General features: G+C 64.5%; 14 protein-coding genes. 13 read left to right on the forward strand and 1 reads right to left on the reverse strand.

The window, feature by feature from the left end; translation table 11 throughout:
- The first annotated feature begins 55 nt into the window (after nt 1-55).
- The 5 genes from AV929_RS11740 (at nt 56) to AV929_RS11760 (ending at nt 7,736) form a co-directional block, all read left to right on the forward strand.
- A complete protein-coding gene (locus AV929_RS11740; protein WP_064288328.1) occupies nt 56-1,540 on the forward strand; it encodes a hypothetical protein in 1,485 nt (494 codons plus the stop codon).
- 264 nt (nt 1,541-1,804) lie between these two features.
- Nucleotides 1,805-3,151: a ribonuclease J gene (locus AV929_RS11745; protein ID WP_064288329.1), complete on the forward strand. Its 1,347-nt coding sequence runs from the start codon at nt 1,805-1,807 to the stop codon at nt 3,149-3,151.
- Between the two features lie 4 nt (nt 3,152-3,155).
- Nucleotides 3,156-4,196 carry a geranylfarnesyl diphosphate synthase gene (gene idsA3, locus AV929_RS11750; protein ID WP_064288330.1) on the forward strand — a complete coding sequence of 347 codons (1,041 nt, stop codon included), beginning with the start codon at nt 3,156-3,158 and terminating at the stop codon, nt 4,194-4,196.
- A gap of 89 nt (nt 4,197-4,285) precedes the next feature.
- Nucleotides 4,286-5,221: an ArsA family ATPase gene (locus tag AV929_RS11755; RefSeq protein ID WP_064288331.1), complete on the forward strand. Its 936-nt coding sequence runs from the start codon at nt 4,286-4,288 to the stop codon at nt 5,219-5,221.
- Nucleotides 5,222-5,996: 775 nt separating this feature from the next.
- Nucleotides 5,997-7,736: a glutamate--tRNA ligase gene (locus AV929_RS11760; RefSeq protein WP_064288332.1), complete on the forward strand. Its 1,740-nt coding sequence runs from the start codon at nt 5,997-5,999 to the stop codon at nt 7,734-7,736.
- 8 nt (nt 7,737-7,744) lie between these two features.
- On the opposite strand, the gene AV929_RS11765 is transcribed toward AV929_RS11760, so the two are convergent.
- The gene (locus AV929_RS11765; RefSeq protein ID WP_064288333.1) at nt 7,745-10,186 is read right to left on the reverse strand and encodes a PAS domain S-box protein; all 2,442 of its coding nucleotides are present in this window, start codon (nt 10,184-10,186) and stop codon (nt 7,745-7,747) included.
- Between the two features lie 250 nt (nt 10,187-10,436).
- Here AV929_RS11765 and AV929_RS11770 point away from each other — a divergent pair, with 250 nt between their 5' ends.
- The 8 genes from AV929_RS11770 to AV929_RS11800 all read left to right on the forward strand — a co-directional run bounded on the left by AV929_RS11770 (nt 10,437) and on the right by AV929_RS11800 (nt 17,239).
- Complete coding sequence (locus AV929_RS11770) at nt 10,437-10,808, forward strand: Hsp20/alpha crystallin family protein (RefSeq protein ID WP_023843159.1); 372 nt, start codon at nt 10,437-10,439, stop codon at nt 10,806-10,808.
- Nucleotides 10,809-10,865: 57 nt separating this feature from the next.
- Entirely contained in the window at nt 10,866-11,021 is a 156-nt protein-coding gene (locus AV929_RS21905; RefSeq protein ID WP_014039772.1) for a hypothetical protein, read from the forward strand.
- A gap of 131 nt (nt 11,022-11,152) precedes the next feature.
- On the forward strand, nt 11,153-12,109 hold the full coding sequence (locus tag AV929_RS11775) for an alpha/beta hydrolase (protein WP_064288334.1): 957 nt from the start codon (nt 11,153-11,155) through the stop codon (nt 12,107-12,109).
- A gap of 49 nt (nt 12,110-12,158) precedes the next feature.
- Entirely contained in the window at nt 12,159-12,488 is a 330-nt protein-coding gene (locus tag AV929_RS11780) for a ferredoxin family protein (RefSeq protein ID WP_004593526.1), read from the forward strand.
- A 204-nt stretch (nt 12,489-12,692) separates the two neighbouring features.
- Complete coding sequence (locus AV929_RS11785; protein ID WP_050037686.1) at nt 12,693-13,547, forward strand: electron transfer flavoprotein subunit beta; 855 nt, start codon at nt 12,693-12,695, stop codon at nt 13,545-13,547.
- A 2-nt stretch (nt 13,548-13,549) separates the two neighbouring features.
- Complete coding sequence (locus tag AV929_RS11790; RefSeq protein ID WP_064288335.1) at nt 13,550-15,214, forward strand: electron transfer flavoprotein subunit alpha/FixB family protein; 1,665 nt, start codon at nt 13,550-13,552, stop codon at nt 15,212-15,214.
- Entirely contained in the window at nt 15,207-16,868 is a 1,662-nt protein-coding gene (locus AV929_RS11795) for an FAD-dependent monooxygenase (RefSeq protein WP_064288336.1), read from the forward strand. Before AV929_RS11790 ends, AV929_RS11795 begins: the two co-directional genes overlap by 8 nt.
- Before the next feature lie 11 nt (nt 16,869-16,879).
- Nucleotides 16,880-17,239 (forward strand): hypothetical protein, encoded by a 360-nt coding sequence (locus AV929_RS11800; protein ID WP_044951721.1) that lies wholly within the window; start codon nt 16,880-16,882, stop codon nt 17,237-17,239.
- Nucleotides 17,240-17,260 lie beyond the last annotated feature (21 nt).

Below are 17,260 nucleotides of genomic sequence, written 5' to 3' on the forward strand. Positions count from 1 at the left end.
TATCACTTCTTCGGCTGTCGTAACATATTTGTCCTCTGTTATCAATTATGCGACTATGTCTGCAGTAGGTCTGACCGACGTCTATCGATACGGAACGAGGTTTCTCGGGACATTGCTTGTCGTCGCCGGCGTCGGTGGCGGCCTCATCGCTGCAGGGTACGTGCTGATACAGAACGGCTCTCTCGACTCGTTCTCGGGGACGCAAGGCTATCGCGCGGTACTCGGCGTCGTCGTCGGTGCGCTCGGTGGGCTCCTGTTGCTCTCCGGCCTGCTCGGCCTGAGCCACAAGCTCATCGCCGACGCGACGATGGCGGGCACGCTCGCGGCCCAGACAGCACAGCGTGGTGCGAGCGATGTGGCAGCCGCCAGTCCTCCAGCGAGCGACCAGGCAGCAACTGAAACTGCCGATGATAGCGCCGCAGCGGCGACCGAATCGGCCACGGAATCGGAAGAACCGACGCCGGAGCCGGCCGGGACTGAACCGGCGGTTTCTCAGGAGACGGAACCGGCCGCCGACTCAGCGACTGTCGAGCCGGCAACGGCCGAACCCGAGGTATCGGAGCCGGTCGCTGACTCCGAGCCGGACGCGGACTCGTCCGGAGACTCGGAGATCCACGCGTCCGCACAGGAACCCTCCGACCCATCCGACGGGGCAGCGGCGTCCGCTACGTCCGACGCTGCGGCGGCCGGGACTGATGACGCACCGGCGACGGCAGCCGACGAAGATCTGCTGGCGGATGCTGACCCGGCGACAGCTGATGACCCGGTGGCAGGCGATGTCCCAGTGACAGACAAGGACCTTCTGGACACCGACGACACTTCAGAACCACCGTCGACCGACGACACGATGGCCGCGGCGACGGACGGAGACGCAGTGGAGACGGCCCAGAACGAACAGCTATCGAACCAACAGCCGGCGGAAAACGTTGCTGGACCGGAATCCGAAGCAGTGGACGACACTACTGCGGAGCCATCCCCGACGAATCTCGCCGGTGAGCCGGAAACGATGGAACCCCAGTCCGAAGCCAGCGAGCAGTCGGACCGCGACCTGCTCGCTGAGGACGCCGCCGAGGAACCAGAATCGAGCACGGAACCACAGGAGTGGACTCCGCCGGACCCCGCGGAGTTCGACACGCAGAGCGAGGAACCCGCTGCGGCTGACGACTGGGGAGCGGACGAACCAGCACCAGCCGACGACTGGGAAACCGAACCTGAAGCCGACACCGAACCCACTGCTGTCGGCTCACCAGATGCCGCCGAGGCGGACCAGCACGACGCCGTAACCGAGGACACCCGACTACTTGACGAATCCGGTAGGCCAGACACGTCCAGTGGCCCGCGGACGACGGACGACCTGTTCGGTGGTGCTGACGATGACTCACCCGAGGCCGAGGATGACGAGAGCGTGCAGAGCGAGGCGGAGTCTCAGGACGCGGACGCGACTGACGACGAGGACGCAACGCTCGCGGACGACGGTGTCACTGGTTTCGACGTCTCCAGTGACGACGACCCGCTCTCGGACCCCTTAGACGACGAGTAGCGACGAACCCACACCGTTTTAAGAAGCGCCGTTGTAGTCCGGAGTAACCGAGCGCACGGCCGCCCGCGGACCGCGGTTCGGCGGCCGGCAGACGGCGGATGTAAGTTGCGGGACGGAAGTCCCTCTCACTGCGGTTGCCCAGGCTACGGGCGTACCCGACTGGCCTGGAGCGCCGACGCGGACGAAGTCGCCTACATTGCAGATACCGTCGTTGCCGTGCCCCACCGGATGCCCGCGGCCGGCTTTCCACTCGGAGCTACAACTATGGAAGTCGAAATTGCGACAATTGGCGGTTACGAGGCTGTAGGCCGACAGATGACGGCCGTCCGTGCAGGGGACGACGTCGTCATCTTCGACATGGGCCTGAACCTCTCGAAGGTACTGATTCACGACAACGTCGAGACGGAACGGATGCACTCGCTGGACCTCATCGACATGGGTGCCATCCCGGACGACCGGGTCATGTCCGACCTGGAAGGCGACGTGAAGGCTATCGTGCCGACACACGGTCACCTCGACCACATCGGCGCGATTTCCAAGCTCGCCCACCGCTACGACGCACCCATCGTCGCGACGCCGTTCACCATCGAACTCGTCAAACAGCAGATCAAGAGCGAGGAGAAGTTCGGCGTCCAGAACGACCTCGTCAAGATGGACGCCGGCGAGACGATGTCCATCGGCGAGCGCAACGAACTGGAGTTCGTCAACGTCACACACTCCATCATCGACGCCATCAACCCCGTGCTTCACACGCCGGAAGGCGCAGTCGTCTACGGGCTCGACAAGCGGATGGACCACACGCCGGTCATCGGCGACCCCATCGACATGAAGCGGTTCCGCGAGATCGGCCGCGAGGGCGAGGGTGTCCTCTGTTATATCGAGGACTGTACGAACGCGGGCAAGAAGGGCCGCACGCCCTCCGAATCCGTCGCGCGTCGCCACCTCAAAGACGTGATGGACAGCGTCGCCGACTACGACGGCGGCATCGTCGCCACGACGTTCTCCTCACACATCGCTCGTGTCAAGAGCCTCGTCGAGTTCGCTGACGACATCGGCCGCCAGCCGGTGCTACTCGGTCGCTCGATGGAGAAGTACTCCGGCACCGCCGAACGGCTCGACTTCGTGGACTTCCCGGAAGACCTGGGCATGTACGGCCACCGCAAGTCCGTCGACCGGACGTTCAAGCGGATCATGAACGAGGGCAAGGAGAACTTCCTCCCCATCGTCACCGGCCATCAGGGCGAGCCGCGCGCGATGCTCACCCGGATGGGCCGCGGCGAGACGCCCTACGAGCTAGACGACGGCGACAAGGTCATCTTCTCGGCCCGGGTCATTCCGGAGCCGACCAACGAGGGCCAGCGGTACCAGTCCGAGAAGCTCTTGGGCATGCAGGGTGCGCGCATCTACGACGACATCCACGTTTCGGGCCACCTCCGCGAGGAGGGCCACTACGAGATGATCGACGCGCTCCAGCCGAAGAACATCATTCCGGCCCACCAGAGTCTGGAAGGGTTCGCACCGTACGTCGACCTCGCGGAAAACATGGGCTACAAAGCCGGGCGGGACCTCCACATCACCCGCAACGGCAACATGATCCAGCTCACCGAGTAAATCGATGTCCGAACGCCATCAGCAGGTCGAAGACGCGATTGTCGCCCGACGAGACCGGGTCAACGACGCCCTCCCCGAGGACCTTCCGGTGCAGAAGCCGGACCACCTCTACGAGGCGTCGCGTTACCTGCTGGACGCGGGCGGGAAACGGCTCCGCCCGACGGTCCTGCTGCTGGTCGCGGAGTCGCTGCTCGACGTCGACCCGCTGACGGCAGACTACCGTGACTTCCCGACGCTCGAAGGCGGGCGGGCCGACGTGATGTCGGCCGCCCTCGCTATCGAGGTCATCCAGACGTTCACGCTTATCCACGACGACATCATGGACGACGACGCGCTCCGACGCGGGGTGCCCGCCGTCCACAAGGAGTACGACCTCTCGACGGCGATTCTGGCCGGCGACACGCTGTACTCGAAAGCGTTCGAGTTCCTGCTCGATACGGGCGCGGCCCCCGAGCAGACCGTCGAGGCGAACAAGCGACTCGCGACGACGTGTACCCGCATCTGCGAGGGCCAGTCCCTCGACATCGAGTTCGAGCAACGCGACGTCGTCACGCCCGAGGAGTACCTGGAGATGGTCGAACTCAAGACGGCCGTGCTGTACGGCGCGGCCGCCTCGATCCCGGCCACGCTGCTCGGGGCCGACGCGGAGACCGTCGACGCCCTGTACAACTATGGGCTCGACGTGGGGCGTGCGTTCCAGATTCAGGACGACCTGCTGGACCTGACGACGCCCTCTGAGAAACTCGGCAAGCAGCGCGGGTCCGACCTCGTCGAGAACAAGCAGACGCTGGTGACGCTGCACGCTCGCCAGCAGGGCGTCGACGTGGGCGACCTCGTCGACACGGACTCTGTCGAGGCCGTTTCGGAAGCCGAAATCGACGACGCCGTCGAGCGTCTGCGAGAGGTAGGGTCAATCGAGTACGCCCGCCAGACCGGGCAGGACCTCATCGCGAGCGGCAAGCAGAACCTCGAAGTCCTGCCGGACAACGAGTCCCGGTATCTGCTCGAAGGCATCGCGAACTACCTCGTCGAGCGCGACTACTGAGCGCGGTCCGCCGGCCCGTTTTTCCGCGCTTCTTCGACCCTGATAGCTGCTGGTCAGCAACTAAGACCTGTCAGACCATAGCCAGTCGTGTGACTCGGTACCTCCTCTACGGCGGCAAGGGCGGCGTGGGCAAGACCACAGTTGCGGCGGCGACCGGTCACCGGCTGGCAACAGCGGGCCACGAGACACTGGTCGTCTCCACCGACCCCGCACACTCGCTGGCCGACGCCGTCGAAACCGACGTCGGCGGCGACCCGACGGAAATCAAGTCGGGGCTATGGGGTGTCGAGATCGACCCACAGACCGGTATCGACCGCTACCGGTCGCTGTTCGAGGCGCTGGCGTCGGAGTTTGCTGACGCCGGCATTCGGATGGACGAGGACGAAATCGCCGACCTGTTCACGACCGGCGTGATGCCCGGCAGCGACGAACTGGCGGCCATCGAGGGCATGGCGACGTACATCGAGAGCGACCGCTGGGACCGCGTGGTGTTCGACACTGCGCCGACCGGCCACACGCTCCGCCTGCTCGACCTCCCGTCCGTGATGGACCGCGGCGTCGCGACGGCGATGGACCTCCGGGATCAGGTCCGCCGGAAGGTCAACACCGCCCGGACCATGATGTTCGGCCCGATGGCGAACCGGCGCGACGATGGCCCGGACGACTTCACAGCGATGCGCGAGCGGATGGAGCGGGTCGGGATGGTCCTGCGGGACCCCGAACAGACGGCGTTCCGGGTCGTCACGATTCCGGAGACGATGGCCGTCCGCGAGACGGAGCGCTTGGTCGGGAAGCTCCGGGAGTTCGAGGTGCCGGTGACGACGCTGGTCGTGAACAAGGTCATCGAGGACGCCGGCGACTGCCAGCGCTGTCAGGGCAAACAGGCGGTGCAGGAGGAGGCGATAGCACAACTCCGGGAGTCGCTGCCCGACCTTGACGTGTGGACGATTCCCGACCAGTCCGGCGAGGTGACTGGTCTTAGCGCGCTGGAACGGGTCGCGGACTCGTTAAGTGCTGTGGAGTGACCACTCTCCGTTTGCGGGTGACCCGTCGTGCGTAGAATACACGACTCGTCTGCAAACTTAACAACCGGAAAACACATACCGCCATAGATGAGTTGCTTGCGTGATGAATATTCGTCCGTTTCTTGCGGTGTTTCTCATCATCACTGTCGGTATCGTAGCTTCACTACTCCTGTTTCCCACCCTCTCTGCCCACAGCGGCCCGCCCGATGTAACGACGACTGACAAGCCGACGCTTGATCCATCTGTTCCAGCCCCATACCAAGGAACAAAAGCCGAACCCTCTGTCGTCATCCAGGTCGGTGAAACTGGGAATGGCTTGCCGATTCAGGTTTGGAATGCTAGCCCGATGAATCGAACCGTATCCGTCGAGATAATACACAATGACAGTGATTCCTCAGTCGTAACCCGGACAGAAACACTCCCACCGAACGGGACACTTTGGTTGGAAATCCCGTCTCCAGGGTACCTCCTCACAGTGACGGACGAATCAACACAGACGACTGGAACGTACCCAGTAACAACTGACCATTTCGACTGTAATTCCCGGTTTGCAGAAGTCCGTATCGATAGCAACGGAACAGTTGGTTCTCGGACTATCTCCACAAGTATGGGCTGTTGACGGTGCTCGCTGTACTAATCAGTGTGTCTGCACCCTGTACTGAATGAAGCGAATCGTTGCAGACCAAGGAGCTATGTGAACCGTTTGCTGACACCCTGCCCCAATAGCTAGCCGAACCCGACGGCGTTTTGACCCTCCCAGTCGCAGGTCCCGGTAATGGACGACGAGCTGCGAGACCGAATCACGGAGGCGGCGGAGACGAACGCGCTCCTCAACGCGGTCAAACACGACAGCGAGGCACAGGTCGGGGCGATCATGGGGCCACTCATGGGCGAGAACCCGGAGTTCCGCGAGTACGGCGACGAGATTCCGGGCGTTATCGCCCCGGTCGTCGAGCGGGTCAACGGCATGGATGCCGAGGAACGCCGTGAGCGGCTGGCGGAGTTAGCGCCGGACAAACTCGAAGAACTGGAGAGCGAGGACGAGGGTGAAGACCACCCGCTGCCGGACCTGCCCAACGCCGAGGAGTACGACACCGTCCGGATGCGCGTCGCGCCAAACCCCAACGGGCCGTGGCACATCGGCCACGCGCGGATGGCCGCTGTCGTCGGGACGTACAAACAGCGCTACGACGGGGAGTTCATCTGCCGCTTCGACGACACCGACCCCGAGACCAAGCGGCCGGATCTGGATGCCTACGACGCAATTCTGGACGCAATCGACTATCTCGGCTTCGAACCGGACGACGTGGTCAACGCCAGCGACCGCGTCGAGACGTACTACGAGTACGCTCGCAAGCTCATCGACAAGGGCGGGGCCTACACCTGCTCGTGCCCGCAGGGTGAGTTTTCGGACCTGAAGAACAACGGCGAGGCCTGCCCCCACCGGGAGAAGGACGCCGAGACCACGCGCTCGGAGTTCGAAGCGATGGTCGACGGCGAGTACGACAGCGGCGAGATGGTGCTGCGGGTCCGGACCGACATCACCCACAAGAACCCCGCGCTGCGAGACTTCGTCGCCTTCCGGATGGTCGACACGCCCCACCCGCGCGAGGCGGCCGAGGAGTACCGCTGCTGGCCGATGCTGGACTTCCAGAGCGGGCTGGACGACCACCTGCTAGGCGTCACGCACATCATCCGCGGTATCGACCTGCAGGACTCCGCGAAACGCCAGCAGTTTGTCTACGACTACTTCGACTGGGAGTACCCCGAGGTCATCCACTGGGGCCACGTCCAGGTCGACGAGTACGACGTGCCGCTGTCCACGTCGAGCATCGCCGAACTCATCGCGGACGGCGAACTCGCGGGCTGGGACGACCCCCGCGCGCCGACCGTCGCCAGCCTCGAACGGCGCGGCATCCGCGGCGAGGCCGTCGTCGACGCGATGATTCAACTGGGCACGTCCACCTCCAACGTCGATCTGGCGATGTCGTCGATCTACTCGAACAACCGCGATCTGATCGACGACGAGTCTGACCGGGCGTTCTTTGTCCGGGACAGCGAGGATCACGGCGGCCTCGTCGAGCGCCAGGTCGTCGGCGGTCCGGACGCCGGCGAACCGCCCCTGCATCCGGACTTCGAGGAGCGTGGCCGCCGTGAGATTCCAGTGACCAGTGGCGTCGTGGTCGAGGGCGACGACCTGCCGAGCCACGGCGAGCGTATCTGGCTCAAGGGGTACGGCTGCGTGCGCCACACCCGCGACGCCTTCGAGTACACCGGCGACGACATCGACGCCGTCCGCGAGGAGGGCGTCGACGTGATTCACTGGGCACCGGCTGATGGGCCACAGGTCCGCCTCCGGACGATGGACGGCGACGTGTCAGGCGTGGCCGAACCGGGACTGCGCCACTACGACGCCGACGAGGTGGTTCAGTTCGAACGCATCGGCTTCGCCCGCCTCGACGAGGTCGCGGACGACCCGGACACGGAGTCCGTCGCGTACTTCACCCATCCCTGAGGCCGCCGTCACGACGACTCTGCGGTCGGTTCTTCGCCCTGTGTCTCGATCTCGACGCCGCTGAACTCGAACTGGGCGCCGCCGTCCTCGCTGTCGGTAATTTTCAGTTCCCAGCCGTGGGCCTCGGCAATCGTTTCGACTATCGACAGGCCGAACCCGGTGCCGTCATCGCTCGTACTGTAGCCCGATTCGAGAACGGCGTCGCGCTGGTCCGGCGGAATCCCCGGGCCGTCGTCGGCGACGTAGAAGCCGTCCGGCGTGGCTCCGAGCGTTATGGTGACCGCCCCTGCCCCGTCGACCGCTGGCCCGGATTCGGGAGTAGCACCGTCTCTGCCGTGTTCCACGGCGTTTCGTACGAGGTTCTGGAACAGTTCGACGAGGCGGTCGGGGTCGGCCAGTACGCGCTCCGGCGGGTCCCGAATCCGGCGCTCGGCCGCGCTCGTTGGCGCGGCGTCCCACGCCCGAGCGAACGTGTCTCGGAGCGACACCGGTTCGGGGTCGCCGATGTCACGCCCCTCGCGGGCCAGCGTCAGGGTGTGGTCGATGAGCGTCTCCATCCGATTGAGGGCGTCCGTTGCGGCCGTTATCGACTCGCGTACGTCCGCCGAAGCGTCCTGTGACGCCAGTTCCAGATGGCCGCTGGCGACCTGCAAGGGGTTCCGGAGGTCGTGGCTGACGAGGCTGGCGAACTCGTCCAGCCGCTCGTTCTGGAGTTGGAGTTGTCGCTCCCGCCGCTTCTGGTCGGTGATGTCCGTGATGACGGAGACGCTGCCGACCACAGAGCCACTGAGGCCGCGTATCGGGGCAGCAGCGAGGCTCACGTCGACGTGGCTCCCGTCTTTTCGCTGGAGTTCCGTTTCGTGGCCTGCCAGACGCTCGCCCTCGAGTACCTGCGCATGAAGCTCGATGGTCTGCCGTCGATTTTCGGCCGGGATAACGGGGACCGTTTCGCCCAGAACCTCGTCCGCAGACCAGCCGAACAGCTCTGTCGCGGCGGGGTTCCAGACCTCGACGACCCCGTCGGTGTCCATCGCCACAATCGCGAGCGGGGCGGCCTCGACGAGCGTCTCCAGACGCTCGGTCGTCACTGCGAGTTCGGACTCGATTTCCTTTCGCTGTGAGATGTCACGGACGATGCCGACTCGGCCGGACTCACCGCTGGCCAGTTCGATGTCCGCCGCATCGACTTCACAGGGGACCTGTTCGCCGGACGCGGTCCGGATCAGGAACTCTCCCGGCTCGTCGTCCATCGGTTCGGTTTCCATCTGTCCCAGCACCGTCTCGAAGCGTTCGCCGACGAGACTGTCCCCGACGGTACCGACCAGTTCGGCGAACGGGTCGTTGTACGTGACGAACCGGTCGTGCTCGTCGAGGACGTAGACGGGTTCGCTGACGCCCTCGAAAATCGTCTTGTACTGCGCCAGCCGCTGTTCGCGCTGCTTCCGCTCCGTGACGTCCCGGAGGACGACGAGCCGGCCGACGAGCCCGTCGAACCGGTCGGTAAACGGTGACACTTCTAGTTCGACGAACCGCTGCTGGCCGTCCACGGAGAGCGCGAGTTCCGACCAGTCTGACTGTCCGTCGTCGTCGACCGTGACTTTGTCCCAGGTCGGGATGACGGCGTCTACTTGCTGGCCCACGAGCGTTTCCTCGGGGCCAGCGAGGAGGGTCTCGGCCGCTGGGTTCGCGTGGCTGATACAACCGTCGACGTCCAGAACGAGCGTTCCATCGCCCATCTGCTCGACGATGGTCTCCTGGGCGGCTGGCACCGGGTCGAGTGTCTTGAACGTGTAGAGCCCGGTCGTCATCGCTATCCCGGAGACCCCCCAGGCGAAAATCGTGGCGTCTTCGGGTATCTGTAGGAAGTACTGCTGGGTCAGCGCAATGGTCCAGGGAGCCAGCGCCGCGACGAGGACGGCAGCGGCCTGTGTTCGGTACAGGTGTCGCGAGCGGACGAACAACTGAACGAGAACGATTGTCCCGGCGAGCGCCGCAATCAGAATCGTCGCCATGTGGGCGACGAACACCGCTGTGAGGCCGGTCCCGGGCGTCACCACCAGCGACCCCACGGAGCCGCTGGGCGGGAGGTCGAACAGCGATACGCCCGGAAAGACGAACACGGCCATCAGCATCAGTAGATCAAGCGACAGTAGCCCGACGGCCCGGCGCGTCACCGCCCGGTCGAAGTCGGCGTACTGCAACGCGGCGTGCAGCCAGGAGATAGCGACTGCACCCTGCGCGATGGTCGCGACCTGTCGGGCGAGCAACTGGGTCGACAGCGTCGTCGCGGTGATGTCGACGGCGTAGCTGGCAGCACCGACTGACAGAGCGAGGTGAAACACCACCATCGGCGTCCCGCCAGGGTCCTCCCGCTTGCGCCACGCGAGCAGTGAAAACACCGCGGAAAGGCCCGTCAGGACCCACAGGGCCGTCACGAAGCGGCCGTACATCGTTCCAGTAACGATACTCCTATTCCCACTTTATCTTATCGATAGATGGGTATTATTAGTAAAAAATACGCTTGCCTGTAGTCGGTCTCCTCATTACCCGAATCATGCCTTCTAACCCGACTGGGGCTACTTGCAGTGGTTATTTTAAACTCTCGATGAGCTGAATTACTGTTTGTTGTCATATACCATGGTTAGTAAGACTTTTTACGAACTGCAACACTAGTGTCAAATGGACACGAGGTGATGGCCAATGGCACTGCCAACAACCACACCGAGTTCCTGGATGCGCGGTCTTGACCTCCCGTCCCGCCTACTCGAAACCGGTAGCGACGACTACGAACTGTACGAAGAGGACGACGAGTTCGTCCTCAACGTCGAGCTCCCGGGCTTTGACGTCGAGGACATCGACGTCTCCTGGGACGACGGCATGTTGAACATCGCCGCCGAACGTGAGGACGAACAGCGCGGCGAGCGTCGGACGTACCACCGACGCTTCCGGTTCCCGAAGCGGGTCGACGACGAGGGTATCGCCGCGAACTACACCAACGGTATCCTCAAGGTGCGCCTGCCCGTCGAGGTAGGCGCGACGGCCCGCGGCAAGCAGATCGAGGTCGAAGGCTGACCGTCGGGCCACAGGCGTACCGCCCGAGAACCGAGCTTTTTCGCTTCGTTCAGAACGATGCAACTGACTGTCAGGCCACTCAAGAACAGAGAGCCGGGGAGTGGGATGGCAGTCATCGACCGGCAGGCTCCGGCGGACAGCGAGTTCAGCAGCGGTGACTTCGTTCGCCTGCAGGAACGCAGCAGTGACCAGTCGGCTATCGCGACCGTGTGATCCAGCGACTGTGGTGGCACTGGTCGGTGCTGAGGCGTCGTTGGACGCCCGCGATGCCGACGCCTCGCTCGACCACGGCGTCGAGAGCGAATAGCGTCGGGCTTATGTCCGCGACGGCCCGACTGTAGCCCGTGACAGATACCGCTCCCGAGTCGGTAACCGTCCAGCGGGATATCCCGTTCCACGAGATGGACGGCGTGACGCTGACGCTTGACCTGTACGACTCGCCAGCGGCCAGCGGCCCGAAACCGGTTGCCGTGCTCGTCCGCGGCGGCGCGTTCACGTCCGGCGACAAGGGCGAGTTCGCACGGCACGCGCTCGACCTCGCGGCGGACGGCTTCCTCGTCATTAAGCCCCAGTACCGCCTCGCGCCGGAGTGGACGTTCCCGGCGGCGTTGGTCGACGTGAAAGCCGCTATCGAGTGGGCCAGAACGGAGGGCGAGAGCTACGGCGCGGACACTGACCACATCGTCGGCGTCGGCCACTCGGCGGGCGCGAATCTCGTCGTCCTGGCAGCGCTGACGGCGGACGAACCTGGTTTCGAACCCGAACTGTACCCCGGCGCGTCCTCGGGACTGTCGGCTGTCGTCGGCTACGCCGGCATCTACGACTTCCACGCACTCGATAACGCCGCTGACGACGAAGCCGACGCGCCCCACCGGGCGTATCTCGGCGGCGGGCCCGACGACGAACCTGCGGCCTACGACCTCGCCTCGCCGGTCGGTCAGGTGAATACCGACGCCCCGCCGACGCTGTTGCTCCACGGGACCAACGACGACGTCGTCCCGCCAGCCCAGTCCGAGCTACTGGCCGACGCGCTCGGGCCGATGACCGATGTCGTCCACGAGACGGTGCCGTCGGATCACGGCTTCCCCTTCCACGGGGCGAACTACGATGACGTGTACGAACGGACCGTCGAGTTCATCCGGCGGGTCGGAGTCGGCGGTCCGGATACCGGTGACGCGGCCGGTGCAGGCGAGAGAACCGGCTTGCCCGGCGGCAACCTGCCGGGACCGGCCGACCGTATCGATGATCTCGGACCGGGGGACACTCGGGGCCCGGATCGCCGCGACGGCCCCGGATTCTGACGGTCAGGTCGAAAAGTTAAGTAGCTCCCAAAAGTGAGATAAGATACCAATGGCCATAGATCCGGAGTTCGAGGAGAACCGCGACGTTGTCGAACAGCACGACGGACACGACGTTTGGGGGCCGGTCGACGAACCCGAGGAACTGGGTATCCACGGGACACACGTCGCCGTCGACTTCGATATCTGCATCGCCGACGGCGCGTGTCTGGAGGATTGCCCTGTCGACGTATTCGAGTGGGTCGACACGCCGGATCATCCGGAGAGCGAAATCAAGGCCGACCCCGCCCACGAGGAGCAGTGCATCGACTGCATGCTCTGTGTCGACGTGTGTCCGGTCGATGCCATCGACGTGGACCCGGGCCGCGCCGGTCGCATCTGAGCTATCGGACCCCCTGTTTCCGCGGGATTACAGCATTCCACACCCTAAATATAAACGCCCCATAGCTGTCAGGCTGTCGTCATACAGCGTGTTACCTGGATTCTACAACCCCTGAGACAGATACGCCTACCTGTCATACAGATTTGTAAACATACATTTATTATAGATTCTTGTGTGAGATACACTCACGAGGGTCGTGATACCATGCACACAGTCGTTATGACGAAAGGCGTTCCGGACTTCCGCGAGGGACAGGTATCGTTCGACGAGGATGGCCATCTCGAACGCGGGAAGACACCGACGGTGATGAACCCCAACGACAAGCACGCGCTTCGGGCGGCGTTCCAGACGAAAGTCCGCAACGGGGGGCACGTCTCGCTGATGAGCATGGGGCCGCCGGGATACAAAGAGGTCTTACAGGAGGGGATGCGGGACGTGTACGCCGACGACCTCTATCTCCTCTCGGACCGCGAGATGGGGGCCGCAGATACGTGGGCCACTGCGATGACTGTCGCCACTGGCCTCCAGAACCTCGACGACCAGCCGGACTTGGTGTTTGCCGGGTTCAAAACTGCTGACGGCGAGACGGGTCACACCGGCCCACAGACCTGCTGGTGTCTGGACTGGCCGATGATTACCCACGTCGTCTCGCTCGACATCGACGAGGACGCCGGTACCGTCCGGGCCAAGCGGCTGGTCGATGGCGACATCTCCGAGATCGAGACGGTCGAAGCGCCGATGCCGTGTTTCATCGTCGCTGACCCCGAGTTCGAACCGACCTACCGGAAGGCGAGCCACCGGCTGAACCACAAGGACCTCCGAGAGGAGACCCAGAAGCGGGCCGAAGAGTACGAGGACTATCTCACGGTCTGGGACCACGAGGACCTCAATCTCGACCCGGACTACATCGGTCTCGACGGGTCCCCGACCATTGTCTCCGGTGTCGACCCGATTCCGAAGGCTCCCTCCGAGCGTGAGGCGACGATTATTGAAGCCGACGACAGCGAGGCGCTGGAGCCGATACTGGACGAACTTACGCCGTACGCGGTAGGTGACTGACCATGCCTGACATCGACCCCACGGAACACGAGATCGCCGAGCTAGGCCCGAAAATCAAGGACGTCGACGACGCGGACGAACTGCGGGCGATGCTGGCGCTGGAGGAAGACGGCGAGGATCGAGTCCCGGTCAAGACGCTCATCGAGGACCGCATCGAGAAAGTCGAGGACGAGGGCGACGGCGAGATGGACCCGGAAACCGTCGACCTCGCTGACCTCACGGTTGCCGACGTGGCGAACATGGTTCGAGAGGTCGACGACGGCGACGTGCTCAGAGACCTGCTCGAACGCGAGAAAGCGGGCCAGGACCGCAAGACGGCGAAGTCCCAGATAGAGAGCCGCATCGAGTCCGTCGAGGGGACCGAGGAAACCGAAGGTGAGGAGACGGCGGAAGTCGAGTACGTTCCGCCGGAGGAGAAGTATCCCGAACTCGACCACCCGACCAACGACAAACAGTGGGTCGAAGGGACCGTCGGGGCAGAGTACCGCGACATGTGGGTGTACTGCGAGACCCAGGCCGGCGAACTCGTCGACGTCTCGAAGGAGATGCTCGGGAAGGCCCGGGAACTGATGGACACCTACAACGAGGACTACGATGAGGACGAGCGCGTGGTCGCCGTGCTCATCGGGGCCGACGCGAGCGACCACGTCGAGGACGTCATCGCCTACGGCGCGGACCTCGTCGTCTACCACGAGGACCCCCGTCTAGAACGGTTCCGTCACCAGCCATACACCGAAATCTTCTGTGACATGGCCCGGTCCGGTGGAGAACTGGCTGCGGAGGGCCGCGAAGAGGTGGCGTGGAAGGACTACCACGAGCCGCGCTACGCTGTCTTCCCGGCGACGAACAACGGCCGGGACCTCTCGGCGCTCGTCCAGGGTGAACTCGACTCCGGGCTGGCGTCGGACTGCTCGGGGCTGTACATCGAGAGCGCGATGATATCCAACCCCGCGAAAGTCGGCACTGCCGGCGACAAGAAGGAGTTCGAACGGGTGTTGCACATGAAGCGCCCGGACTTCTCCGGGTTCGAGTACTCGACGATTCTCTGTATCGACAAGCCCAACCGGGACTTCCACCCGCAAGGGGCGTCGGTGATTCCGGGGAGCTTCGAGATGCCTGACCCAGATTACGAGCGCGACGGTGAGGTCGTCGACTACGAGATGGACCTCGACGACGAGTGGTTCACAGTCGAGGTCGAGGAGTACGACCGCCTCTCCGGCGGCGTCGACCTCACCGGCAACGACGTCGTCGTCGCCGTCGGCCGGGGCATCGGCGACGACCCGACACAGGGCATCGAGCAGGCGCTGGACCTCGTCGACGCCTTCGACGAGGCTGACCTGGGGCTGTCCCGTGGCGTCATCACCTCGTCGTACTCCTTCGACGGCCACGTCGAGCAGTACGTTACGGAAGAGCGCCAGATCGGCGAATCCGGACAGGAAGTCGAACCCGACGTGTACATCGCGGCGGGCATCTCCGGCGCGATCCAGCACAAGGTGGGCTGTGACGAGTCCGATACAATCATCGCCGTCAACACCGATCCGGATGCCGACATCCGGGACTTCTCGGACTACCTCATCGAGGGCGACCTGTTCGAGGTGCTCCCGCGGTTGACCGAGGCCGTCGAAGCCGGTGAACTCGGTGCGATGATGGAGGCCAGCGATGACTGACGCCTACGAGGAGTACGAGGCGGTCGTCGTCGGTTGCGGACCGGGCGGAGCGGCCGCGGCGGCGACCCTCGCACGGAACGGCGTGGAGACGCTGGTGCTCGAACGCGGCGTCGACGCCGGCTCGAAGAACGTCTCGGGCGGGCTCATCTACGCGGAGGAGTCGGCCCCTTACACCATCGACGGGCTGTTTCCCGACTTCCGCGAGGAAGCGACGGAGCGGCCGGTGACGGAGAACCTCATCCACAATATCGCCGGCGACAGGGTGAAGTCCTTCGACATCGGCGACCTGCACCACCACGACACGGCGTGGGCCGACGCCGTGCTCCGCCGGAAGATGGACTCGTGGCTCGCCCAGCAGGTCCACGAGCGCACCCGCGAGACCGGCGGCGGCCTGCTGACCGAGGTCCACGTCACCGGCCTGCTCCGCGAGCGGGGCGAAATCGTCGGCGTGACGACCGAGGAACTAGACCCAATCAAAGCCGACCTCGTGGTGGCGGCCGACGGCGTCAACTCCGAACTCGCCCGGGACGCCGGGCTGATGGACTGGGAAGAGCCCGAGGAGTGGTTCCAGGGCGTGAAGGCGGTCGTCGACATGGAGCCCGAGGTCATCAACGACCGGTTCGACGTGGCTCCCGACGACGGCGCGGCCCACCTGTTCTCGGGCGACCTGTTCGACGGCGTCCGTGGTGGCGGCTTCCTCTACACCAATGAGTCCTCGCTGTCTATCGGCACCGTGTTCCACCTCGATTCTATCGCTGAGGAACGGGCGGAGCCCCACGAACTGCTCGACAGCCTGCTCACGCATCCGCTCATGGCCCAGTGGCTCGGCGACGAGTACGACGAGCGCGAGTACAGTGCGAAACTGGTTCCGGACTCGAAGAAGGCGGCCCATCCCTCCCCGCACAAGGACCGCCTCGTGCTGGTCGGCGACGCCGCCGGTCAGATGCAGGCTCAGGGCCCCATCATCAAGGGGATGAACCACGCGGTCACCGCCGGAGCGCTGGCCGCCGAGGCGTTCGCCGACGCGAGGGCACGCGGGGACACGTCTCAGGCCGGCAAACTGTACGAAAAGAAACTCCACGACGAGGGCGTGATGGACAAGCTCCGGCCAACCGGATACAAGGTGTTCGGACAGCTCGGCGAACTCGGCCCCGTCGACGACCTCTCGAACGCTATCGCCGAGTCCGCCGTCGGCCGGTTCGGGGTCCGCGCGGCAGGCGGACTGCTCGAACGGGCCTACTCGTCGCCGCGCATGGTGTCGATGATCCCAGACACGAAACTGCCCTACGTGACGCTCCCGACGATTATCGCCGAGGAACTGGGCGAGCCCGTGACCGACGAGAACACCGTCTCGCCGCCGGACCTGGCCGACCGTATCGGCGACCTGACCTACGACGTGGGCGACCCCCACATCGAACTGGTCGACAAGTCGTTCGAGGCGTCCGGCACCGCCGTCACGGCCTGCCCGGTCAGCGCCGAGGACTTCGGCGGTGGCTGTTACCGCGACGAGATGGTCCAGACCAACGGGACCAAGGAACACCTCGTGAGCCTCGATACCCAGCCCTGCGTCGAGTGTGGCACCTGTGCCATCGTCGCCGATACCGAGTGGGAACACCCCGCCGGCGGCAAGGGCGTCGAGTTCAAGCAGGGGTGACCTGTTCGGTGATGAGCGGCCAGTACGACGACCGGATTCGGGCGCTCTCCCGCCGGGCCGAGCAGGTCCACGAGTCGCTGGACCCCGACCCGCCGGACGAGGAGCGAGCGATGGAACTGTTGCGTGAGGGGTTCGGTCCAACGGTGGCTCTGTACTGCGAGGCCCGGACCGGCGGGTCGTGGGTCCGGTTCTCCGAAGCGGAGTTTGAGCGGCTCGAACGGACGATGAACGACTGGCTGGACTGCTACGCCGCCTGCTACGGCGTGGAGTTAGCCGGCACCTACAGCGTCAGAGCGGCCGCAGAACTGCTCGTCGACACGCATAACGCCCGTGACGTGGCAGTCCTTCTGACCGGCGTTCCGGAGCAGTAGCGACCGTTTACTGAGAAGTAC

It is taken from the genome of Haloarcula sp. K1 (genome assembly GCF_001647155.1).
In the GTDB taxonomy this organism is placed as follows: Archaea; Halobacteriota; Halobacteria; order Halobacteriales; family Haloarculaceae; genus Haloarcula; species Haloarcula hispanica.